The sequence below is a fragment of the Sphingobium sp. SA2 genome (genome assembly GCF_032227065.1).
Taxonomy (GTDB): domain Bacteria; phylum Pseudomonadota; class Alphaproteobacteria; order Sphingomonadales; family Sphingomonadaceae; genus Sphingobium.
Genome location: NZ_JAPMXX010000006.1, coordinates 1406017 through 1429257 on the forward strand (window position 1 = coordinate 1406017; position 23241 = coordinate 1429257).

Consider the following 23241-nt stretch of genomic DNA (forward strand, 5'->3'; position numbering starts at 1 on the left):
GTTCAGGATTCCTATTCATGTTCCGATCCATTGCAGCCTTATTGGCTGCCGTGTCCTGCGTCGCTGTGGCGCAGGCACAGGAGATGCCCGCTGCGGTAGCGGGGGCATCACCCTATACGCTTGATCAGGCGGTTGCCGCCGCTGGTGGCAGCGCCCCGGCGGCTGAAGCCGCGCAGGCCAATGTCGAAGCGGCCCGCGCCGCACGTACCGTCGCTGGTCTTCGTCCCAATCCCACCGTGCAGACGCAGGTGGAGAATATCGCAGGAAGCGGACCGTATCGCGGCGTTGGTAGCGCCGAGTCGACGGTCAGCATGGCTGTTCCCATAGAACTGGGTGGCAAGCGGTCCGCACGCATCGCGGTCGCTAATGCCCAGACCGACAAGGCGCTGCTAGTCTCGGCGATCACGCAGGCAGACATCAGGCTGCAGGTCACGCAGCTGTATATCGAAGCGGCTGCTGCCGAACGGCGTGTCCAGACGGCGCGCGATCAGGCGCGCATAGCCGGCGACGCCGCGAACGCTGCGAGTGTACGGGTAAAGGCCGGGCGGGCCTCTCCAATCGAGGAGCAGCGCGCCAATGTCGCGAAGATCAACGCCGATGCCGAACTGGTTCGGACTATCCGGCTGGCACAGGCCAGCCGCGCCAATCTCGAGCGTCGGATTGGGCAACCGATGGGCGGACCGCTCGATACGGCCTGGTTGGAGCGTTTGCCACGTGGTTATGGTCCCGAAGTCCCACCGAGCGCGGTAGGTACGCTGGCCCTGGCGGCCGCAGATGCGGACCTTGCCGTGGCTGATGCCAATGTTCGACTCGCCAATTCTCAACGAGTCCCCAATCTCGAAGCTGGCCCCGGTTTACGCAGGCTGTCAGCCACCAACGACACGGCCTTGATCTTCACGGTCACGATGCCGATCCCGATCTTCAATTCGGGCAAGGCAGCTGTCGCGCAGGCTCGCGCGCAGCGCAATCAGGTGGAAGCCCAGAAGCGGATGACAGTGCTCGATGTCGAGCAGGCAATCACCGACGCGCAGACATCGGCATCGAATGCCGCAGTCACTGCACAGACGGCTATTGGTCCTGCCCTTGAGGCGGCCCAGGAAGCAGCCCGTATTGCGCGCATCGGCTATCGCGAAGGCAAGTTCGGCCAGCTCGATCTGCTCGATGCCGAACGCACGCTGGCCCAGACGCGCCTCGCCGCCATCGACGCACTTGCCTCTTATCAGAATGCCCGCGCGCAACTGGAGCGCCTGACAGCGCCCGCGCCGGAACAGGGGAACTGATCCATGACATCCAAGAAGATCATCTACGCCGCCTTGCCCCTGTCCCTGATGCTGGCGCTCGCCGCTTGCGGAAGCGGTGCCGAGGAGAACCCGACCAACGAGGCGGCGCCCGCTGCTGAAGCAAAGACAGGGGATAAAGCCGAAGAGGGCAAGATCACGCTCTCGGCCGATCAGATCGCATCGGCTGGCATTCAGACGGCGCGCCCGATGATGGGCGGCTCGGGCACGATCGAGCTCCCCGCTACCATCGATGGCGACCCTCAGGGCACGCAGGTGGTATCGGCCGCGATCGGTGGCCGCGTGGTTTCGCTGACCCGTAACCTTGGGCAGTCGATCGGTCGCGGCCAGACGCTTGCCGTGATCGAGAGCCGCGAGGCCGCCTCGCTCAACGCCGAGACCGAAGCTGCTCGCGCACGGCTGTCTCTGGCGAACAGCAATCTCGCCCGCGAACAGCGTCTGTTTTCGCAGCGCGTCTCGCCTGAGCAGGATCTCATCGCTGCACGCACCGCAGCGACCGAAGCCCGCATCGCCCTTCGTCTGGCGCAGCAGCAGGTTTCTGCTGCGGGCACGGGTGGCGGCGGCCTCAATCGCATCGGCATCGTGGCGCCTATGTCGGGTCAGGTTATCGGCCGCAGCGTGGTGCTGGGGCAGACGGTCGCGGCGGATGCTGAATTGTTCCGCGTCGCCAACCTTTCGAGCGTGTCGCTTTCGCTCAACCTGCAGCCGCAGGATGCGGGCCGGGTGCGTCCGGGCGCAACGGTGAATATCAAGGCAGCTGGTCGACAGGCGACCGCGAAGGTGACGTTCGTGTCGCCGGCGCTCGATGCCAATACGCGACTGGTTCCCGTCATCGCGACTCTCGACAATCGTGATGGCCTCTGGCGCGTCGGCGAGCCGGTTACGGCATCGGTCGCGCTCACCGGCAGCGGCGGCGATGGCGCGATCCGTGTGCCGCTGACTGCCGTGCAGACGGAAGAGAGCCGGTCGGTCGTCTTCGTCCGGACCAAGACCGGGTTCCAGGCAACCGCCGTCCAATTGGGCGACAGTGCCGGCGACAGCGTGATCATCAAGTCGGGCCTGAAGGGCACCGAGGAGATCGCCACCGTCAATAGCTTCACGCTCAAGGCCGAACTCGGCAAGAGCGAAGCCGCGGAGGACTGAGCCGATGATCGCCCCAATCGTAACATGGGCGGTTCACAAGCGCTGGCTCGTCCTGCTGCTGACCGCCATTGCCGCCGTGATCGGCGCCGCCGCCCTGTCTCGCCTGCCTATCGACGCAGTGCCGGACATCACCAACAATCAGGTGCAGATCAACGTCCGTGCGCCCGCGCTTTCGCCCGAACTGGTCGAAAAGCAGGTGGCGTTCCCGATCGAGACTGCGCTCGCCGGCATTCCGGGCCTCGAATATAGCCGTTCGCTTAGCCGCAATGGTTTCGCGCAGGTGACGGCGGTCTTCTCCGATCAGACGGATATCTTTTTCGCCCGCCAGCAGGTCGGCGAGCGCCTGACAGGCGTGTCCGAGAACTTGCCCGATGGCGTAACGCCCGAAATGGGCCCGATCGCCACCGGTCTGGGCGAGGTCTATATGTGGACCGTCCGTCTGGAGCATCGCAAGGACGACAAGCACCAGCCGGGTGAACCCGGCATGCAGCCCGATGGCAGCTACATCACGCCGGAAGGCGAACGGCTGACGAACGACACCGACAAGGCGACCTACCTGCGTACCGCGCAGGACTGGATCGTTTCGCCGCTGCTGAAGAACACTCAGGGCTTGGCCGGCGTCGATTCGATTGGCGGCTATGCCAAGCAGTTCCTCGTCGTGCCCGACGTCCAGCGCCTGGCTTCGATGGGGATCACGCTGACGCAGCTCAGCACAGCCCTCGAACGCAACAACAACAGCGTCGGTGGCGGCTTCGTCAATCGCAATGGCGAAGGTCTGGCAGTCCGTGCGGACGCTCTTGTCCGTAACGCCGACGAACTTTCCAAGATCGTGGTGGCCACCCGGGAAGGTGTACCCATCACCCTTGGTCAGGTTGCATCTGTTCGTACCGGTCAGGCGATTCGCATGGGGTCGGCGTCCGAAAACGGAACTGAGGTCGTCGTCGGCACCGCCATCATGCGGATCGGCGAGAATAGCCGCACCGTCGCGACCGCAGTCGCCAACCGGCTGGAGGAGATCAACGCCTCACTGCCGCCAGACGTAATCGTCCAGCCTGTGCTGAACCGTACGGCGCTGGTGAACTCGACCATCAAGACGGTCGCCAAGAATCTGGGCGAAGGCGCGGTCCTTGTCATCGTGGTGCTGTTTCTGCTGCTCGGCAACTTCCGTGCCGCGCTGATCGCCGCCGTCATCATCCCGGTGACCATGATGCTGACCGGCTTTGGCATGTTGCGTGCCGGGGTGTCAGCGAACCTCATGAGCCTTGGCGCGCTCGACTTTGGCCTCATTGTCGATGGCGCCGTCATTATCGTCGAAAATGCCCTGCGACGCATGGCTGAGCATCAGCATCACGAAGGGCGTCTGCTCACCGTGAAGGAACGGCTGGATACGGTCGCTTCTGCTGCCCGGGAGATGATCAAGCCGTCGGTCTATGGCCAGGCGATCATCATCCTCGTTTATGTGCCGCTCCTCACCCTGACCGGTGTCGAGGGCAAGACCTTCGTGCCGATGGCGCTTACCGTCATCATCGCGCTGGTCTGCGCCTTTATCCTCTCCCTGACCTTTGTTCCCGCCGCGATCGCCCTGTGGCTGTCCAAGCGGATCGAAGAGAAGGAAGGACGGATCATGAGCTGGCTCAAGGCCCGCTACGAACCCGGTCTCGACCGGGCGATGAAGCGGCCTGTCGTCACTGTCGGCGCGGGTGTCGGCGGCTTCGTCCTTGCAATCCTGGCCTTCATGTCTCTGGGACAGGTTTTCCTGCCGCAGCTCGATGAGGGCGACCTGTTGATCCAGGCCCTGCGTATTCCGGCGACGTCGGTACAGCAGAGCCAGGCGATGCAGGTGCCGCTTGAACAGATGATGTCGAAGCAGCCGGAGGTGAAGTTCGTCTTCTCCAAGACGGGTACGGCCGAACTGGCATCCGACCCGATGCCGCCAAATGCCACGGACATGTTCGTCATCCTCAAGGACCGGAAGGAATGGCCGGACCCCAGCCTGAAGAAGGAGGAACTCATCTCTCGGATCGAGGGTGAGCTCGCCAAATTCCCGGGCAACGCCTACGAGATCACTCAGCCGATCCAGATGCGCTTCAACGAGCTCATCGCCGGCGTGCGCGGTGATATCGCGGTCAAGGTCTTCGGCGACGACTTCAACTCGATGAATGCGACGGCGGAGAAGATCGCCAGCGTCCTGCGCCGCACGCAGGGGGCGGCTGACGTGAAGGTCGAGCAGACCACGGGCCTTCCGATGCTCGACATCCGCGTCAATCGCGATGCCATGGCCCGCCTCGGCGTTACCGCTCAGGACGTGCAGGACATCGTGAACGCAACGCTGGGCGGCCAGCAGTCGGGCATGATCTTCGAAGGCGACCGCCGTTTCCCGGTGGTGATCCGTCTTTCCGAAGCGCAGCGCGCCGACATATCGCTGCTGAGCCAGGTTCAGGTGCCGACTCCGGGCGGGCAGTTTGTCCCGCTGGCCAGCGTGGCGGATATCCGCGTCGTTGACGGTCCCAACCAGATCAGTCGTGAGAACGGCAAGCGTCGCGTCGTCGTCCAGGCGAACGTGCGTGGGCGTGACGTCGGCGGCGTGGTCGCAGATGCGCAGGCTGCCATTGGTAAGGAAGTGCGTCTTCCTCCAGGCAGTTATCTCGAATGGGGTGGCCAGTTCGAGAATCTGGCATCGGCTCAGGAACGCCTGCAACTGGTGATCCCGGCCTGCTTTGTCCTGATCCTGCTGCTCCTCTATGGAGCGTTGGGGTCGGTCCGTGATGCAGCGATCGTGTTCACCGGCGTTCCGCTCGCTCTGGTGGGTGGCGTGCTGGCCCTCTTCTTGCGGGGCATGGACTTCTCCATCTCCGCAGCGGTCGGGTTCATCGCGCTGTCCGGCATCGCGGTCCTGAACGGCCTCGTCATGGTGTCCTCCATTCAGGATCTCATGCGAACCGGCATGGACCGCGCCGAAGCCGCTCGGGTGGGCGCGCTTCAGCGTCTGAGGCCGGTGGTCATGACGGCGCTGGTTGCGAGCCTTGGCTTCGTGCCGATGGCCCTGGGCAGTGGTGCTGGCGCCGAAGTCCAGAAGCCGCTGGCGACGGTCGTAATCGGCGGCCTGATCTCCGCGACGCTCCTGACCCTGTTCGTCCTGCCGACGCTCTACGCGCGATACGGCCGCACGACGATGGTCGAGGAGGATGATCCAGAGATCGAGGTCTCCCCGTCTGTTCAACCGCAGCACTGATGTGACGGGAGGGCAGCAACTGCCCTCCCGCCTCTTCCTGATCGAAGGAAAGGATCAGACCGATGAGAGAGGAAACCATGTTCAGTCCTCAGATCTCGCGTTTGCGGGCGTGGACGCTGTTGGCCGACCTCAATCGCTATGAAGCATGGCATCCCCACTATCGCTTTGGCGCGGGGGTCGTCGAACTTGGGAACAAGATCGACATGACCTGGACGCTGATGGGCAAGCAGGCATCGCTGGAAGCCAGAATTGTAGCCAATGATAAGCCCGATATCATCCGCTGGAGAGCAGCCACATTGCCGCTTTTCAGCATCGAAGAGGGGTATGAAATTTATGAGGATGAGACCGGTCTGCATGTCCGGCATAGCTTCGAATGCAAGGGTATCCTTGGATTGTTGGCACGCCCGCTAGCCACAGGCCTTCGCCGTCAAATGAGAACGCAGGATGCGAGTTTCATGGCGGCGGTGAAGCGCACGATCCGCGCAGTCTCTCCAGTCAATCGCCACAAGCGGCGCTCGCTCAGCGTGATCAAGGGCAGGGGGAAGAGCGATGGTTGAGACCGTACGTTCCGGCGATCAGAGGATGGAACGCAAGACGCTCTGGATTGTGCTGATCCTGAATGTCCTCATCTCTGCTGCCTTCTTTGTCGTGGGCTTTACTGGAGACTCCAGCGCGCTCATCGCCAATGGCGTCGACAATCTGTCGGATGCTCTCGTCTATGCGCTGAGCCTTGTAGCTTTGAGCCGAGGACTCATGTGGAAGAGCAGGGCGGCAATGTTCTCCGGCTCCATGCTGCTGGTCTTTGCAGTCGGCATCCTTATCGATGTCGGCCGTCGCTATGTTTATGGCAGCGAGCCGATCGGCACAGCGATGATGGCGATGTCGGCTGTGGCAGCCGTCGTCAACTTTATCTGCCTGAGGCTGCTGCAACGGCTCGAGCAGCCCGACGTCAACATGCGTGCTGCGACCACCTTCAGCTTCAACGACTTCATCTCAAATGGCGGGATACTGATCGCAGGCGTGCTGGTCTGGTGGCTCGGCACAAACTGGCCGGATCTTCTCGTTGGCGTCGCGACTGCGCTGATCGCCATCAAGGGCGGGATCGAGATCCTCAAGGATGCCCGTAGCGAAATTCGGGAGGCCAAGGGCCGCCCAGAAATCAAGGAAGCCTGACATGACGAACCCTACCCCTTCGAACGGACTGCCCTGTCCGGTGTGCAAAGTCGACCTGCTCATGAGCGAGCGGCAGGGCATCGAAATCGACTATTGCCCCCAGTGTCGTGGCGTTTGGCTCGATCGTGGCGAACTCGACAAGATCATCGAACGCAGCATCAGCGAAACTCAGCCGGTCGAACGGCGTGAAAGCACGCTTGGTGTGTTCGGCTCAAAGCATGGAAGCGATCGTGGTGACGGCCATGGATCTCGGGGCGGCCACCACGGTCGTCGCAAGGGCTTCCTGCGTGAACTGTTTGACTGATGACCAGTTTGGCCGCCGCACCCACCCCTGTGTGTGAGAACGGCCCGCGTCATGGGCGGCCTCCATTGCCGCCCATGACGACAGTTTACCCTCCGGATCCGGGAAACAACATGCGCCTGAAACAGTATCGTTTGAGCCGTCTCTCCCTGACTGGAGGAGTTCTGATGCTCAGCCTGATGGGATGTCAGCAGAATAGCGGCGGTGATGAAAGTCGCCATGATCGTAATTCAACGCCAGCGTTAGTGGGCGAGCATCTCTATGTCTGCGAGGATGGCACCCAGATCGATGGGGATTTCCTGGTCGACGGACTGACGCTAGATCTCGCCATCCTACCGGATCAGAAGCCTATCCGGCTGACCGCACCCGACACGGGCCTGACCTATGTCGGCAACAAGCTTAACGTCAGCCTAACCGGCGTAGACACGTTGAAGCTGGTACGCGCCGATCAAAAACCGCTGATCTGCAGGAGAACTCGGACGATCAGCAAGCAGGGACGCCTGCATCCACCCTGATGGTAACTGCTTTTACCGAAGATAGCGTGCCCCAACCAGGATTATGGTCATGATTGAAAAACTCCGCCTCGATGTCCCCCTGCTGCTCCCCGAAGTCATCGACACGGCTGATGGCTGCGTTTCGCGCCTGATATCCTTGATCGAAAGCCGTCCCGGCGTCGCTGAAGTGCATGTAACCAAGGAGTCAGCGGGCACACTGCCGCAGCTGTGCATCCATTATGATCCGGACGCGATCTCACTTCCGCGTATCCGGGAGCTTGCGAAGGCGGCGGGGACGCAGATCGCAGAGCGCATCGGCCATGTGGTGTGGGAGGTCGACGGCATCGGCCACCAGAGGCGGGCCAGGTCCATTGGCGAAACGCTTCGCGCGCTGTCAGGCGTGCTCGAAGCCGAAGTGAAGCGCCCCGGGTTTCCAGGAGGCTCCAACTTGTGAGAAGGAGCATCCGTTATGAGCAAGACAACCAACAAATTTTCACCTGAAGTCCGCGAGCGGGCGGTTCGTATGGTGGTGGAGCAGCGGGCCGAGTACGGCTCGGAATGGGAAGTGATGAAGTCGATCGCGGCGAAGATCGGCTGCTCGCTGGAGACGCTGCGCCGGTGGTGCCGCGAGGAGGCGAGCCGACGAGCGGGGCCAGCGGCGCTGGCGGCGGATGACCGGGAACGCCTGAGATTGCTGGAGCGCGAAGTGAAGGAACTACGCCGGGCCAACGAGATTTTGCGCAAGGCATCTGCGTATTTTGCGATGGCGGAGCTCGACCGCCCCGGGAGATGATGATGGCGTTCATCGACGTCCATCGCGAGGATTTGGGTATCGAGCCGATCTGCCGGGAACTGGCAATCGCCCCATCCTCCTACCATGAACACGCCGCGCGTAGTGCCGATCCCGGCAGGCGTCCAGCACGTGCGCAGCGTGATGACGAGATCAGGGAGCAGATCAAGCGGGTCCATGAGGCCAGCTTCGGTCTCTATGGCGCACGCAAGGTCTGGCACCAGATGCGGCGTGAAGGCATCATGGTGGCGAAATGCACGGTGGAACGATTAATGCGCGCCATGGGGCTGGCAGGCGTCCGTCGTGGGAAGAAGACGATCACCACCATCAGCAACCCGAAGGCGCCGTGTCCGCTGGACAAGGTCAATCGGGCATTTCGCGTCAGCCGGCCAAACGCCCTGTGGGTCGTCGATTTCACCTACGTGCATACTTGGGCAGGCTTCGTCTATGTCGCCTTCGTGATTGATGCTTTTGCCCGGCGGATTGTCGGATGGAAGGTCAGCACGTCAGCCACTGCCAGCTTCGTTCTGGATGCCCTGGAGCAGGCGATTCATGCCCGCAGGCCAGATCCCGATGATGGACTGATCCACCATAGCGATAGGGGAGTTCAATATCTTGCGATGAACTATACCCAGCGCTTGGCCGAGGCCAAACTCGTCCCCTCGGTCGGTAGCGTAGGTGATTCCTACGACAACGCCTTAGCCGAGACGATCAACGGCCTTTACAAGGCCGAGGTCATCTGGCGGCAGCGATCATGGCCAAGCGTTTCGGCCGTGGAAATGGCAACGCTGCGCTGGGTCGATTGGTACAATAATCACCGGCTCTTCGGCCCTATCGGGCACATCCCGCCCGCTGAGGCCGAAGACAATTACTATGCAGCCCTCGAGAACCTCGATATGGCTGCATAGCCAAATGAAAACTGCCTCCTGAAAACCCGGGGCGCTTCAAAGCCATTCTTCCTGGGACAGTGCGGGTCGAGTTCGATCGTATGCTCACTTCGGAAGATGGAATTCTTACGGCGCTTCGCGATGCAGGTGTAAGCCCGAGGGCTCTCACCGCTCCGGACAAGAAGCCGTCGGCACATGACCATGACAAGGATCACGATCACCCGGCAGGCGAGAAGCACGATCACGATCATGGGCATGGCGGACTGCTTGGACCCAACACCGAGCTGATTTTCGCTTTGGCCTGCGGCGGCGCACTGGGCGTGGGTTACCTCATCGAGACGTTCCTGACGGCACCCGCCTGGGTTCCGTTCGCTCTCTTCATCGCAGCTTATGTCTTCGGCGGCTTCTACACCGTGCGTGAGGCTATCGAAAATCTGCGTCAGAAGCGCTTCGAGATCGACACGTTGATGCTTGTGGCAGCAGCAGGTGCGGCCGCTCTTGCGGCATGGGCCGAAGGTGCTTTGCTGCTGTTCCTCTTCAGTCTGGGGCATGCGCTAGAGCACTACGCCATGGGTCGCGCAAAGCGTGCAATCGAAGCGCTGGCCGAACTGGCGCCGCGGACGGCTACCGTTCGACGGATGGACGGTGGCTCCAGCGTCGTACCGGTCGAGGAACTGGTCCTTGGCGACGTGGTCATCATCAAACCGGACGAACGCATCGCGGCCGATGGCTTCGTCATCAAGGGCAATTCTGCGGTCAATCAGGCGCCTGTCACTGGCGAAAGCATCCCGGTCGATAAGGAGCCGGTCGAAAGCGCGGACGCTGCTCGGGCCAATCCTGATCGCGTCGCTGCAGCCAGCCGGGTCTTCGCCGGGACGATCAACGGCAGCGGCCTGATCGAGATCGAGGTCACGCGGCTGTCGAGCGAAAGCACGCTGGCCAAGGTTGTGAAGATGGTCAGCGAGGCGGAGACGCAGAAGTCGCCCACGCAGCGGTTTACGGATCGCTTTGAGCGCTTCTTCGTGCCCGCAGTCCTTGCACTCGCCTTCCTGCTGCTATTCGCATGGGTGGTCGTCGACGAGCCTTTCCGCGACAGTTTCTATAGGGCGATGGCCGTCCTTGTGGCCGCCAGCCCTTGCGCGTTGGCCATTGCGACGCCGAGCGCCGTGCTGTCGGGTGTTGCCCGTGCGGCGCGTGGCGGCGTCCTGGTGAAGGGCGGTGCCCCACTCGAACTGCTGGGTTCGCTCGACGCTATCGCATTCGACAAGACCGGCACGCTGATGATGGGCGAGCCGCGCATCCAGCAGATCATCCCGGCGCCTGGCGTCACCAGGGAAGAGCTGATGGCGCTGGCGGTGGCTGTAGAAAGCCTCAGCGACCATCCCTTGGCCCAGGCAATTGCGCGAGATGGGCGCGAGCATATTGGCGATCATCCAGTTCCGGAGGCTGAAAATCTGAAAAGCCTCACGGGTCGCGGCATCTCGGCTCTTGTCGGTGAGGACGAAGTTCTCATTGGTAAGGCCGAGATGTTCGGCAGCGACGGCATCGCCCCGCTGTCCGCCGAGATGGATGCTGCGATCAAGACGCTCCGGGAGGCAGGACAGACCAGCATGGTCGTGCGCAGCGGCTCGCGGGATATGGGGGCTATCGGTCTTCTGGATACGCCGCGCGAAGCAGCCCGCGCGGCGCTGGAACGCCTGCGCGAGATCGGCATCAAGCGGATGATCATGATCTCGGGCGATCATCAGCGTGTGGCTGATGCCATAGGCAAGCAGGTCGGGATCGATGAAGCCTGGGGCGATCTCATGCCTGAAGACAAGGTCGAGGCCATCAAGAAGCTGCGGGCCGAGACCAAGGTCGCCATGGTCGGCGACGGCGTGAACGACGCACCAGCTATGGCGACCGCAACCGTGGGTATCGCCATGGGCGCAGCCGGCTCAGATGTTGCTTTGGAGACAGCCGATGTGGCGCTCATGGCCGACAATCTGTCGCACCTGCCGTTTGCGGTGGGCCTCAGCCGGAGCACGCGCTGGGTTATCAGGCAGAATGTGTTCGTCAGCCTGGGTGTCGTCGCCTTCCTCGTACCGGCGACCATCCTGGGTCTTGGCATCGGACCGGCTGTCGCCCTTCATGAGGGGTCAACGCTGTTGGTGGTTATCAACGCGCTGCGGCTTCTGGCGTATCGAGATCCGGTCCGTGTCTAAGCAGAACGCGGACCACCATCGAGAAGCGACGTGAGGATCGGAAGATTCGACGCCATCTTCGTCGGGACAGGCATACTGATATGCGTCGCTCTCGCTGTGGTGGGAGTGTGGGCGATGTCCGGCGGACTGCACGCATCACTCAATGATCCTCCCGCCACGAAGCGTGTGCACTTCACGATCCAGCCGGGCGAGACGCAACGCGTAGCAGCCTATGTCGCCGGAGCCGGGACCGTAAGGTTCGTAAGCGAGAGCCGCGGCGCGAAGGTCCGCTATCGCCTTCGCCTGGAAGATGGGCACCAGGGCTCCATCCTCGCCGATACAATTGCGTCGGGCGCTCAGCGTGGGGAATTACGACCGCAGCATGGCAGCTTGTACGAATGGTCTTGGAACAACCTATCGCCCAAGCCGGTGCACATTGGCTTCTTTGCCGAGGGCAACTTCGACATCCTGAACCGAACAGGCGCTCGTCAACCTGAATCCGCGCTCATCCCCTGATTTTAAGGATTGGACGCTATATTTCTCATATCATAGACAATGGAGCACCGCGATGATCGTCGGAGCGCGTCCCCGCCTGCAGCAGATCATACTCGAAATCTGGAAGCCACTGACCATCCTGTTCGCTTGGGATGTGGCGGTCACCATCTTTCACCGATACATGCCGATCAAGGAGCCGGCGCTGCCGGTCGCACTGTTCGGCACGGCCATCGCCTTGTTTCTCGGCTTCCGGACTAACGCGGCCTATGCTCGTTGGTGGGAGGCGCGCACCTTATGGGGCGCCTTGATCAACGCCTCGCGCAGTATGGCTCGGTTATGCCGCAATGTGCTGCCAGCTGGCCCGGAAGCGGAGGCCATCGTGTTGCGGCAGATATCCTTCGCGCACGCGATGCGGTGCCGGCTGCGGGGGCAGGATCCGACAGAGGATATTGAGCGGCTGGCGGGTAAGGAGGCGGCCGAAGTCGCTGCTGAGCGTACTAACCGCCCCAATGCGCTGCTCGAGGATATGTCCCGCATTGTGTCTGGAGCGCGGGTTGACGGGAAGATCGACACCATACAGCAGTCCCTGTTTGAACGAGTGATGATCGACATCGCCAATGCCCAGGGTGGCATGGAGCGGATCAAGAACACGCCGCTGCCCAGCGGCTTCGAGTTCATGCCGAACTTCTTTACGCGACTGTTCTGCGTGTTGTTGCCGATCTCGTTGGTGGAGACGTTGGATCTCTACACACCGATAGGATCGACCCTGATCGGGATGATCTTCTTGGCTGCGTTGCGGATCGGACAGGATCTGACGGATCCGTTTGCCAACACCGTCCATGACGTGCCGCTATCTACGATGTGTCGGACGATCGAAATCGACCTTTTGGAGTCTCTGGGGCGGAAGGGGCCTGGGCCGCTTCCTCCTGTGGCGGGAACGCAGTGGTAGGGGAGGGTGGGACAAGCTCACTCGACTTACGAATGCACGCTGCTGCATTAATTCGTCGGTTGGCGGGGACTAAGTGACTCGATGATGAGGCAGTTGCCTATGGTGCTGCCGGTGCAAGCGTCGAGCCGTAAAAGCAGTTGGTCGCGTAAGGCTGTCAGATCTTCGATCTTCCGGTCGATTTCAGCGATGTGGCTGGCCGTTATGGCATCGACTTGCGCGCACGGAGCGTCCCGGTCATCTGCCAGCTTCAGCAGTTTGCGAACCTCATCCAATGTGAAGCCAAGATCGCGGGAGCGGCGAATGAAGGATAGCCGCTTGAGATGGGAGTCTTCGTAAATCCGATAGTTGCCAGCATTTCTTGACGGGACAGGGATCAGGCCTTCCTTCTCGTAAAAGCGAATGGTCTCTACCCGTGTGCTGGTCAGTTTTGCGAGATCGCCAATTTTCATAGCTTGACCCTATAGTCACTTCAGGGTGCATAAGACAGGTCCGACATCGTGAAGGACCGCATAAATGGCGCATGATTGCTGCTCGAAGAAAGGCGATACTCTCGCAAAACTGGCTGAAAAGCGGGATCAGCGGCGCGTCCTGATCATTGTTATGGTGATCAATCTCGTGATGTTCATTGCTGAGTTCGGCGGCGGCGTTGTTGCCCGCTCCTCGGCCTTGATGGCGGATTCCGTCGACATGCTGGGTGATGCGTTTGTCTATGCTCTTAGCCTCTATGCACTGCATCGCGGTAGCCGGTGGGAGGCTGGTGCCGCGATTGCGAAGGGGGCAATCATTCTGGCATTCGGCGTCGTCGTAATCTTCGAGATCGCGGACAAGATCGTCAACGGAGTGCCGCCATCGTCCGGCCTGATGATGATCTTTGGAAGTATTGCCCTAGCGGCCAATCTGGCTTGCCTGGCGCTCTTGTGGCGGTTCCGCAAACTCAACGTCAACATGTCCAGCACCTTCGAATGCTCCCGCAACGACGTCGCGTCGAATGTGGGGGTACTGGTAGCTGCGGGCCTGGTAGGGATCACGGGTGCGGCATGGCCAGACATCGCCATTGGCGGGATCATTGCGATTATCTTCCTACGCTCGGCGTGGAAAGTCCTGGCGGAGGCTATACCCTCTTGGCGACGGACGTCTGCCTGATGAGCTTGGATCAAAGGCTGAGCGTGGCCGTTACATCTTCCAACGAGCGCTAAGGGCTAGAAATCAATCGTTACGATCGCGTTGGGCGCCGGCGATAGACGGTTCCTATCTGCTTCGCGCGCCCATTCATGTGAAGGAGTAAGAAGTGGCAACTGCAAGCGTAATCAGCACGCAACCGGCCCCGGACGAGGCCTTGCAGCGTCTGGTCGACGGCAATGAGGCATTCGTGGCCGATGCGCCGGTGCCGGCCGACTTGTCACGCGAGCGGCGACTGGCGCTCGCCGAAGGTCAGCAGCCGTTCGCGACGCTCGTGGGCTGTTCGGACTCTCGCGTTGGCCCAGAACAGCTGTTCGGCGCCGGCCTCGGCGAACTGTTCATTGTCCGGACTGCCGGTAACAACGTGGACACCGCCGGCATGGGGTCCATCGAATATTCGGTGGCCGTGCTGAAGGTGCCGCTCATCGTCGTGTTGGGGCATGAGAAGTGCGGCGCCGTTGCGGCTGCGGCCGACGTCGTGACGAAGGACACACGATTCCCGGGCAGCATCGCTCGTATGATCGAGCCGATCGTACCGGCCGTTCTGGCTGCTCAGCGCAATGTCGGCGAAGACAAGCTGGTCGATACCGCTGTCGAGGAAAATGTCCGGCGCATGGTCGAACGCCTGCAGAAATTTTCGGAGCCGATGCTGATCGAACCGCAGGAGCGTGGCGAGTTGAAGGTCGTGGGTGCTGTGTACGAATTGTCGACCGGCCGGGTTCGCTGGCTCTGATGAATTCGTGATGCTGCCCCACATCTTCGCATCTCGAAGATGTGGGGCAGAGTCGGGCAAGCAAAGGTTCAGAGGAAGGCGGGCGTCTGATTAGCGCGAGGCGATAGCCCGATCGAAGCGAAGATCCCTTCGAGCATCAAGCTACTGAGATGAGCGGCACATGCGAGGTGCAGCCAAGCGCAAGGATGCTGGGGCCAACACAACAAACTGCTGACCATTTCGGTGCTGGACAACGAGCAGGGTATGCACAAGAAAGTCTTGAGATGGAAAATCCGCATATGAAACTTTATTTTGGGACGTATGAGCAGCACATTTCCTGACGTTGTCATATTTCTGCCTGGGATAGCCGGATCCACATTGGTCCGGGGAGGCAAAGTCCTTTGGAATTTAACGTCGGGTTTCATTCTAAAGACGCTGCGAGAGCATCAGCTTGAAGATCTAATCATCTCAAGCGAATCACACGACATTGATCTTGGAGATGGGATTCGACCGGGAGAGGTGATTGGTGGCATTTCCATGATCCCAGGGCTCATGAAGTCCGATCTGTACGGTGGTTTCGGGCAGATGCTGCGGCAGTCAGTAGGGCTGAGGCAGGGAGAGAATTTCTTCCCGTTCGCTTACGACTGGCGTCGCGACAACCGTGTCAGCGCCAAGCGGCTGGCTACCTTCGTCGATGAGAAGCTGGCCAATTGGCGCAAAGCCTCGGGGAATGACGCTGCGAAGGTCATTCTTATCGGCCACTCGATGGGTGGGCTGGTATCGCGGTACTACATCGAATGTCTTGGCGGCTGGCAGAACGTCCGCCGGCTGTTCACCCTAGGAACGCCTCATAGAGGATCTCTGAACGCGCTGGGTTTCCTAGCTAATGGTTTATCGAAAGGGATTGGACCGCTCCATGCCGATGCCACCCTTCCGCTTCGATCTTTTGCGTCGGTTCACCAGTTGCTGCCGACATATCCGTGTATCATGCAGGGAGGGCAGCATCATCGCGTTAGCGAGACTGAAGTACCGAATCTAAATCGGGCTATGGTGGAGAAGGCTGCGTCCTTCCATAGCGAGATCCAGGACGCGATCGCACAGAACCGGCAGCTTGACGGCTATAGGGCGGATTATCTTTCCCCTGTGATCGGAGTTCGTCAGCCGACATTCCAGTCGGCAAGTCTCACCAGCAACGGCGTCGAACTGCTGACCGATATGGAAGGCATCGAACTGCGCGATATCGGTGGTGATGGAACGGTGCCAGCACCATCGGCGCTCCCCGTCGATCTGGACGCTGGCGTGGCGACCCATGTTTGGGGTGCCCATTCCAGCCTCTGCAAGGAAGAGAGCGTTCGTGAGCATATGCTAGCGGCGGTAAAATTCATGGGGCTGGATATGGACAAGTTCCGATCAGCACCCCCACGGCGTGGCGTGAGTCTCTGGTTGGACGACGCATACGAAGCTGGGATCGCATTTCCATTGATCGCCACTGTGCAAGGTGGCGTGAACGAGCAGCAATTGGTCGCTCAGGCCGAGACCGAAGATGGATCGCCGGGGCCATCGACCGTACTTCACAAAGATGGCGAGAGCTATGTCGGTGAATTGACACTACCAGAAGGCGCATGGCGACTGCGAGTTTCCGGGAATATTGTCCCCGGGATTGAAGATGTCGTCTTGGCCGCCTAGGCGCGCGCGGTGGGGGCATACATGACCGATGACCATATCGACTACGGCGTTTTCAGTTGGGAGACGGTCGAGGAATTGACCGCAAAAGTGCTTGCGCGTCTTGCACGCGAGATCCCCGGCCAGGTCGACTCTTTGAAGATCACCTTGAGCGGCAAGTTCGCTCGCATCGAAGGCCAGGTTCATTCTGAGCATGCGCGAACGGTAGCGATCCGCATGGTGGCGGCCTTTCTTACAAAGCATGAGATCAAGGCTGAGATTGAAGTTGCAGGAACCCTGGAGCCTGCAACCAACGATTGGTATCTCGTCGACCCCTGGGATAATTCGGGTGATGATGGGAAAAAAGGCTCCTCCGGGAACGTGCCGCCTAATGCGAGCCCGGTAATTCGATACCCGGAAGTTTCTACCTCGGATAAGCTGATAGCAGGGCACGAGGTGACGATTACGATCGACCTGAAGGTTCACTGCCCTGATGTTGCAACTTCCCCGCTCAACCTGGGTATATTTGAGCAAGGTTGGAACAAGATCGAGGTGATGGCACAGGTTTCATCCTCTGCCTTCGAGGCCGTGGGCGGTGAAGGCAGGATCACCATTTTTGAAGATGGCTGTTGAGTTGCACTGAGAAGTGACCCGGGATTTTCATTGAGAAGTGACCCGGGTGGGCGAGGTTGATGTGCTGCCTGCGACGAGCAGGGTCAAGCGGGTGATTTGTCCTTTCTGGGTTTTGGGGCGGCGGAACTGGCCCTAAAGCGGAAGCTGTCATTGCCGGTTTCAAGGATGTGGCAATGATGCGTGAGGCGATCCAGCAGGGCGGTGGTCATTTTCGCATCGCCAAAGATACTGGACCACTCGCTGAAGCTCAGGTTGGTGGTGATAACAACGCTGGTCCGCTCATAGAGTTTGCTGAGCAGATGGAACAGCATGGCCCCGCCTGAAGGGCTGAAGGGTAGATATCCCAGCTCATCAAGGATGACGAGGTCGAGGCGCAACAGACGCTCGGCCAACTGGCCCGCCCTGTTTGCGGCCTTTTCCTGCTCCAACGCATTGACCAGATCGACGGTAGAGAAGAAGCGGATCTTTTTGCGGTGATGCTCAACCGCCTGGACGCCCAAAGCCGTCGCGATGTGGCTTTTGCCGGTGCCTGGTCCGCCGATCAGTACGACGTTGTCGGCGCTATCCATAAAGTCACCACGATGAAGTTGACGCACGAGCGCCTCGTTGACCTCACTGACGGCAAAGTCGAAGCCTGCCAGATCCTTGTAGGCCGGGAACCGGGCTGCCTTGATCTGGTAAGCAATGGACCTGACCTCGCGCTCGGCCATTTCCGCTTTGAGAAGCTGGGAGAGGATCGGAACGGCAGCGTCAAAGGCTGGCGCGCCCTGCTCGATCAGATCGCCGGCGGCTTGCGCCATGCCATACATTTTGAGGCCGCGTAGCATGACAACCACAGCGGCGCTGGCGGGATCATGACGCATGGCGTAACGTCCTCAGCGTGTCGTAGCGTTCGACATCGGCCACAGGCTCCTGGGCGAGGCGCAGGGCTTGCGGGGCATCGATTGGGGATGCCGGTGGAGCCTTGCCATCGATCAGGCGGTGCAGAACATTGAGGATGTGGGTTTTGGTCGGCACCCCGGCTTCAAGGGCCAGTTCGACTGCGCTGAGTACAGCCTGCTCATTATGCTGTAGAACGAGGGCGAGGATTTCGACCATCTCCCTGTCACCACCAAGCCGTTTGAGCAGATGCCCCTGCAGTTGCCGGAAGGCTTCGGGCATTTCCAGGAATGGCGCTCCATTGCGCAAAGCGCCAGGCTTGCGCTGAACAACTGCCAGATAGTGCCGCCAGTCATAGATCGTCTGCCCCGGCTTCTGGTGAGAGCGGTCGATAATTCGGTTGTGCTCGCACAAGATTTGCCCCTCGGCCGCGATAACCAACCGATCGGGATAGACCCGCAGGCTCACTGGCCGGTTCGCAAAGGAAGCAGGCACGCTATAGCGATTGCGCTCGAACGCGATCAGGCAGGTGGGCGACACGCGCTTGGTATGCTCGACAAAGCCATCGAAGGCCCTTCCCATCGGCATCAGGCTGATAATCTCAGCGGCGTGCACATCGGCAACTGTGCCGGGCAGGACGCCATGCTGGATTTCTCCCCATTGTGCGATGCACCGCTCTTCCAACCAGGCATTGAGGGCATCAAGATCCGGGAAGCTGGGCATTGGCTGCCATAACCGCCGACGCGCATCCTGAACGTTTTTCTCGACCTGGCCTTTCTCCCAGCCTGAGGCCGGATTGCAAAAATCCGTCTCGAACAGGTAGTGACTGGCCATGGCAGCGAACCGCGCATTGACCTGCCGGATTTTACCCTTGCCGATCCGGTCTACAGCCGTCTTCATATTGTCGAATATACCACGCTGCGGCACGCCGCCCAGCACCCGGAATGCATGCGTCAGCGCATCGAACAACATCTCGTGGGTTTGAAGCAGGTAGGCTCGCGTAATGAACGCCCGACTGTGGGAGAGCTTGGTATGGGCCACCTGCAGCTTGACAGGTCGGCCATTCAGAAGGGCATAATCCTCACTCCAATCGAACTGGAAGGCCTCACCGGGCTGGAAGATCAGCGGTACGAATGTACCGCGCCCGCTGGTTTGCTTTTCATATTGGCGTTCGGTCTTCCACGCTCGGGCGAAGGCGGCAACACGGCCATATGACCCCTCGTAGCCCAGCATAACCAGATCAGCATATAGCTGCTTGGCTGTTCGCTTCTGCTTGCGCGACTTGCCGGATTCCACCCGCAGCCACGTCGTCAATTTTTCTGCAAACTGATCAAGCTTGCTCGGCCGTTTGGGAACCTTGAACGTCGGCTCCACCGCGTCATCGCGCAGATATTTGCGGATCGTGTTGCGCGATAATCCAGTCCGCCGCCTGATCTCGCGAATGGGGATGCCTTGCCGAAAATGCCAGCGGCGGATCACACTGAGTAAGTCCATGTCGATCACTCCGATGCCTCCTGACTGTCAGCCAGGGGCTAGGAAAACATGGGTCAATTCTCAGTGAAAACTTATAACCCTTCCGGGTCACTTCTCAGTGCAACTCAACATGCACCGGACTTGTATCTGCGTACCGCCCAGCTTCCTGAGGGCATCGTCGGGCCATGGAAGTTTGAAGAACTTCATTTCGTGGAGCTTCGAGCTGGTCTTTGTCCGCTCGTAAGGTTGCATGGTGTCTTCAACCAGTAGCGTGAGGGCGTTGTCGGCGCTGTTAAACAGGCGGTCTTCGTCTGGGATGCCCCAGCCATAGCAGGAAAGGATATGATAGGCGGCACGCGATTCCGACATCCCACGGCGAACGAGCAATTTCATCCGCGCTTCCATGGCTTCGGTCCAGCGCGCCGAATTCACGATGAGGCCACGTACTGTTTCTGGGCGGATTCCCGGATAGCGATGCATCACCTTCGCTGCGAGCCGGGCAGCGGCTGCCGTGGCCGCACTGGTTTCGCCTGTTATGGTGATTGGCATCTTCTGGAAGTCGCGGCCAGTGGTCATGACCATATCGTTCGGGTGCGGCTGTGATGTCTTACCGCAGCTGCGGATTATATGATTCCCGCCTTCCATGACGATGTCAGGCTTGTGCGCGCGCTCGTCGTCCCAACTCAAGGCCGTGCGTGACGTAGGCGACAAATCACCGACCGGCGCTACGAGATTGGCGATAGAGCGCAATTGGGTAGCAGCCCCGACAGACAGCGCATTGAACGATTGAGCTGGCGATTGAATTCCATGAAATTCGTTCAGGCGATCATATTGGCTGATCTGGTAGGGGTTGGTTGCAGCGGTATCGACGTTTCCGACCGCTGTACAAAAGAGACGAGTGTCTTCCCCATCGCCGAATGCTAATTTGTCGAGTGTTGCCGACGTGCTGGTAGGAATCCCGGATTCTGCTTCACCTACGGAAGTGGCAGCCAGACAATAGACACGATTACCGGGATTTCGTTCCACCAGATTTACCGCCCGCGCCAATGCATCCCTCGCTGGTAGCCGTGCGTTGCTTCCAGGTTCGGAGACGGTCACGCTTTCGAGGTTTGCAGTGAGAGTTATCGGCCCTGTGGAGTTGAGTGCTGATGAAAGGTCTCCAAACAAGGCCACACCGGCCATGCAGGTTCCGTGACCATTGGAATCGAATGGGTCCCAGCGCGGATTGACTGTATAGCATCGGTTGGCAGGTAGTGACTGCTTGAGGAGAGGATGCGTCCGGGCAACGCCCGTGTCTAGCAGAGTGACGATTGGATCTGTCACCTGCGCAGATTGCACTCGTGCTGCCAGTTCGTGGACTCGTTCTTGGCGCAGACTCGGGGGTATGTCGTGATCCCGTGCCACGAAATTCGAAGCGCCCCGTAATTCTACGATTGCGCCAGTGCCAATGATGAGCTCTTGGATTTGGGCACGTGTGGCAAGCATGTTGTGAACGGCGATATCTTGGAATTCTGTCACATTCCCACGACTGCTGATTTCAAGCTCACGCATGGCGTCGTCGAGCTCTTCGCTTAACGAAGCTCGGGTCCAGACTTCCCATTCCGCGCGCTTCGCGGTCCTGGGCATTCTGCCGCGATCGTCGTTCCAATATCCTTCGATACCCATCTCGTCGAATGACTCAGCACCTTCGAACAGCCAGAAGTTTAAAGGTCGACGAGGCCTGCCCGGCTTCCAGTCGATGTATTCGTCCAGACGGTTCAGCAACTGCTCGAACCCTTTTTGGGTGTAGAAAACACGGGCCTGCTGGCGCGTAGTTTCATTCTCGTTGCTATCGTGATTACGCCTTGTTTTGATTAGTTTGACGCCGAGGACAGAGTAATCACGGGTTTCGAGTTTAAGGGTGCCGACATCAAGGGGCTGCCCTGGTCTGGACGTTATCGATATCGCACTGCCGCGCTTTTTCTCCGGAATGCCATAAAGTGCTTGGCGCTCCATTGAACTGGCGAACATGGCGCGGAGCTGGTCGAGATCCCGTGCCAACCGTTGACCGTGCTCACGCCGGCGCTCGACAAACGTCGGGCGTGATTTACGTCCGACGTCGGGAGATGCGAACTCTGCAGATGCAACGCCCAGGTTGCGAAGACGAATATGATCGTAACGTGCCATTTGGCCCCCTTTCCGATGTGATTACTCACATTGGATCGAAGGTCAACGCGCTCAATGCTTCAAGTGCTTGAGTTCGAATGAAGTTGTGCTCGATCGCTTATCGACCTCGAGAGATTTGCCGTTTCGATGACACCGTCATTGTCGAGTACAGCATGGCGGGCTGCATCTTTCGCGGCAGCTGCAAGGTCCGCTTGGCTGAGGCCCAGCGCAACGGACGTTAACTCATGCCAGTTGATGTTGCCTAAGTCGAACTGCAGGAGATTAGAACATAGGACGCGTTCGATCTCATCGGAGGTCGGATGCTGGTAGACTAGGGCGGCATCAAAACGGCGGAATATTGCTGAATCGAGCAGGCCGGGATGGTTGGTCGCTGCAATCAGAATGCTTCCGGAGGAGTCCTCGTCGAGAAACTGCAGCAAGGAGTTCAGCATCCGCCGAGCTTCGCCGATGTCGTTGTCAGCGCCTCGGCTGGTCGCCAAAGCGTCGACCTCATCGAAAAGGTATACGCCCCGCACCGATTGGACGGCGTCGAAGATAAGGCGCAGCTTGGCTGCGGTTTCACCCATGTACTTGGTGATCACGCCGTCTAGCATAATGGTGAACAACGGAAGCCCGAGTTCGCCAGCCAGTACAGCAGCAGTCGTGGTCTTGCCCGTCCCCGGGGGGCCGGAAAGTAGGATTTTTCGGCGCGGAGTGAGGCCGTGCTCTGCCAAGGTCTCACGGGCGTTGTGTTCCCGAACGATACTGCGGATGCGTGCATCAAGCGACTCGGGCAAGATTAGATCCGAAAGGCGTGCCTCGGGATAGGCGGCCCGCATCAGTCCGGCGAGTTCACCGCGCGGTGCCGAAATGGGTGTGGGTCGGGTCGCTGGTCGACGCGTCTCGGTTTCGGCGCGCAAGTTCTTGATCAGACCGAGAAGTTCGCCGGCCATTCGTGTTCGGCCAGCTTTCTCAGCGTCAAGTGCGATGTGTTCCGCGATGGCCAAGAAACGAGAATCGTCCCCTGCGGCGTGACTGCGGATCATTCCGATGAGTTGCTTGCTGCTCGCCATCTTCAGACTCCTACCGCGCGGCCTCTAGGCGGTTCAATGCTCTACGGACAGTCATTTCTACTTCGCTTCGAATTCTATCCACCTCTGCCAGAATATGCAATGCTTTATGCAACGATTCGACAGGGTTCTCATAATTTCCATCGAGCTCCTTAGAGAGTTTTTCACTTAGGCCTTTTGAAAATTCTTTGAGCTTCATCGAGCGGGTCAAAGTGCTAACGCTAATATTCAAGCTTTTTGCCAGTTTTGTCGCCGAAATGCCCTGATTTTTGAGGTGTGCATCGACCTGGGCGGCAAGGTCGGCGTCTGATTTGCGGGCTGGGCGAGGCATGGCGCACTTATTGCAGTTTTGAATAAAAAAGCAACAGTTTATGCAACGAACTGGTGCTGCATCGTCGTTGCTGTTTCAAGGCCAGCTGGTCATTAGGATCGGCAAGCCGTATGCGTTCGGCTACAGCGGCGCCCAGGTGGGCTGTTAAGGCCGTAAGGGCCGGCGCATTCTCAGTCGCAAGGGCGATCGCCTCTTCTCAGGTTAACTTAGAA

Annotated in this window: 22 protein-coding genes and 1 other annotated feature; of the genes, 16 read left to right on the plus strand and 6 right to left on the minus strand. The window is 59.8% G+C overall.

What is annotated here, in order from left to right; all coding sequences use genetic code 11:
* The first annotated feature begins 17 nt into the window (after positions 1–17).
* The 12 genes from OVY48_RS14520 (at position 18) to OVY48_RS14575 (ending at position 12945) form a co-directional block, all read left to right on the plus strand.
* Complete coding sequence (locus OVY48_RS14520) at positions 18–1280, plus strand: TolC family protein (protein WP_125986064.1); 1263 nt, start codon at positions 18–20, stop codon at positions 1278–1280.
* A 3-nt stretch (positions 1281–1283) separates the two neighbouring features.
* On the plus strand, positions 1284–2441 hold the full coding sequence (locus OVY48_RS14525; RefSeq protein WP_125986063.1) for an efflux RND transporter periplasmic adaptor subunit: 1158 nt from the start codon (positions 1284–1286) through the stop codon (positions 2439–2441).
* 4 nt (positions 2442–2445) lie between these two features.
* Positions 2446–5673 carry an efflux RND transporter permease subunit gene (locus OVY48_RS14530; RefSeq protein ID WP_279729079.1) on the plus strand — a complete coding sequence of 1076 codons (3228 nt, stop codon included), beginning with the start codon at positions 2446–2448 and terminating at the stop codon, positions 5671–5673.
* A gap of 62 nt (positions 5674–5735) precedes the next feature.
* Positions 5736–6230, plus strand: a complete 495-nt coding sequence (locus OVY48_RS14535) for an SRPBCC family protein (RefSeq protein WP_279729080.1) — start codon at positions 5736–5738, stop codon at positions 6228–6230.
* Positions 6223–6846 carry a cation transporter gene (locus OVY48_RS14540; protein ID WP_279729081.1) on the plus strand — a complete coding sequence of 208 codons (624 nt, stop codon included), beginning with the start codon at positions 6223–6225 and terminating at the stop codon, positions 6844–6846. The genes OVY48_RS14535 and OVY48_RS14540 overlap by 8 nt, the downstream gene beginning before the upstream one ends.
* Positions 6847–6907: 61 nt before the next feature.
* Positions 6908–7150, plus strand: coding sequence for a zf-TFIIB domain-containing protein (locus tag OVY48_RS14545; RefSeq protein WP_409593693.1), 243 nt, complete (start codon positions 6908–6910; stop codon positions 7148–7150).
* A 164-nt stretch (positions 7151–7314) separates the two neighbouring features.
* Complete coding sequence (locus tag OVY48_RS14550) at positions 7315–7662, plus strand: hypothetical protein (protein WP_313923343.1); 348 nt, start codon at positions 7315–7317, stop codon at positions 7660–7662.
* 49 nt (positions 7663–7711) lie between these two features.
* Entirely contained in the window at positions 7712–8095 is a 384-nt protein-coding gene (locus OVY48_RS14555) for a hypothetical protein (RefSeq protein ID WP_313923344.1), read from the plus strand.
* A gap of 15 nt (positions 8096–8110) precedes the next feature.
* Positions 8111–9339, plus strand: a protein-coding gene (locus OVY48_RS14560) for an IS3 family transposase (protein ID WP_096064161.1) whose coding sequence is annotated in 2 segments (ribosomal slippage) — positions 8111–8399 and positions 8399–9339 — 1230 coding nt in all. Because the reading frame shifts where the segments join, the coding sequence is not laid out codon by codon here.
* Positions 8392–8506, plus strand: a sequence feature (AL1L pseudoknot). It overlaps the preceding gene by 115 nt.
* Before the next feature lie 80 nt (positions 9340–9419).
* The gene (locus OVY48_RS14565) at positions 9420–11522 is read left to right on the plus strand and encodes a heavy metal translocating P-type ATPase (protein ID WP_313923345.1); all 2103 of its coding nucleotides are present in this window, start codon (positions 9420–9422) and stop codon (positions 11520–11522) included.
* A 114-nt stretch (positions 11523–11636) separates the two neighbouring features.
* Positions 11637–12017, plus strand: a complete 381-nt coding sequence (locus OVY48_RS14570) for a hypothetical protein (RefSeq protein WP_279729932.1) — start codon at positions 11637–11639, stop codon at positions 12015–12017.
* Between the two features lie 52 nt (positions 12018–12069).
* Positions 12070–12945, plus strand: coding sequence for a bestrophin family protein (locus OVY48_RS14575; RefSeq protein WP_279729931.1), 876 nt, complete (start codon positions 12070–12072; stop codon positions 12943–12945).
* Positions 12946–12992: 47 nt separating this feature from the next.
* On the opposite strand, the gene OVY48_RS14580 is transcribed toward OVY48_RS14575, so the two are convergent.
* Complete coding sequence (locus OVY48_RS14580; protein WP_279729929.1) at positions 12993–13394, minus strand: MerR family transcriptional regulator; 402 nt, start codon at positions 13392–13394, stop codon at positions 12993–12995.
* Positions 13395–13458: 64 nt separating this feature from the next.
* Here OVY48_RS14580 and OVY48_RS14585 point away from each other — a divergent pair, with 64 nt between their 5' ends.
* The 4 genes from OVY48_RS14585 to OVY48_RS14600 all read left to right on the plus strand — a co-directional run bounded on the left by OVY48_RS14585 (position 13459) and on the right by OVY48_RS14600 (position 17131).
* Positions 13459–14088: a cation transporter gene (locus tag OVY48_RS14585; protein WP_279729927.1), complete on the plus strand. Its 630-nt coding sequence runs from the start codon at positions 13459–13461 to the stop codon at positions 14086–14088.
* Between the two features lie 145 nt (positions 14089–14233).
* Positions 14234–14857: a carbonic anhydrase gene (locus OVY48_RS14590; RefSeq protein ID WP_279729926.1), complete on the plus strand. Its 624-nt coding sequence runs from the start codon at positions 14234–14236 to the stop codon at positions 14855–14857.
* A gap of 300 nt (positions 14858–15157) precedes the next feature.
* Positions 15158–16522, plus strand: coding sequence for an esterase/lipase family protein (locus OVY48_RS14595; protein ID WP_228223023.1), 1365 nt, complete (start codon positions 15158–15160; stop codon positions 16520–16522).
* Between the two features lie 21 nt (positions 16523–16543).
* On the plus strand, positions 16544–17131 hold the full coding sequence (locus OVY48_RS14600) for a hypothetical protein (protein WP_313923346.1): 588 nt from the start codon (positions 16544–16546) through the stop codon (positions 17129–17131).
* A gap of 83 nt (positions 17132–17214) precedes the next feature.
* Here the strand turns inward: OVY48_RS14600 and istB are convergent, their stop codons facing one another.
* From istB to OVY48_RS14625, 5 genes are all read right to left on the minus strand, one after another.
* Positions 17215–17994, minus strand: a complete 780-nt coding sequence (istB, locus tag OVY48_RS14605) for an IS21-like element ISRsp3 family helper ATPase IstB (protein ID WP_313922336.1) — start codon at positions 17992–17994, stop codon at positions 17215–17217.
* Positions 17984–19504, minus strand: coding sequence for an IS21 family transposase (gene istA, locus OVY48_RS14610; protein WP_313922344.1), 1521 nt, complete (start codon positions 19502–19504; stop codon positions 17984–17986). Before istA ends, istB begins: the two co-directional genes overlap by 11 nt.
* Before the next feature lie 87 nt (positions 19505–19591).
* The gene (locus tag OVY48_RS14615; RefSeq protein WP_313923347.1) at positions 19592–21649 is read right to left on the minus strand and encodes a S8 family peptidase; all 2058 of its coding nucleotides are present in this window, start codon (positions 21647–21649) and stop codon (positions 19592–19594) included.
* Between the two features lie 59 nt (positions 21650–21708).
* Positions 21709–22701, minus strand: a complete 993-nt coding sequence (locus OVY48_RS14620; RefSeq protein ID WP_228223020.1) for an AAA family ATPase — start codon at positions 22699–22701, stop codon at positions 21709–21711.
* A gap of 10 nt (positions 22702–22711) precedes the next feature.
* The gene (locus OVY48_RS14625; protein ID WP_228223019.1) at positions 22712–23029 is read right to left on the minus strand and encodes a helix-turn-helix domain-containing protein; all 318 of its coding nucleotides are present in this window, start codon (positions 23027–23029) and stop codon (positions 22712–22714) included.
* Positions 23030–23241: the final 212 nt, after the last annotated feature.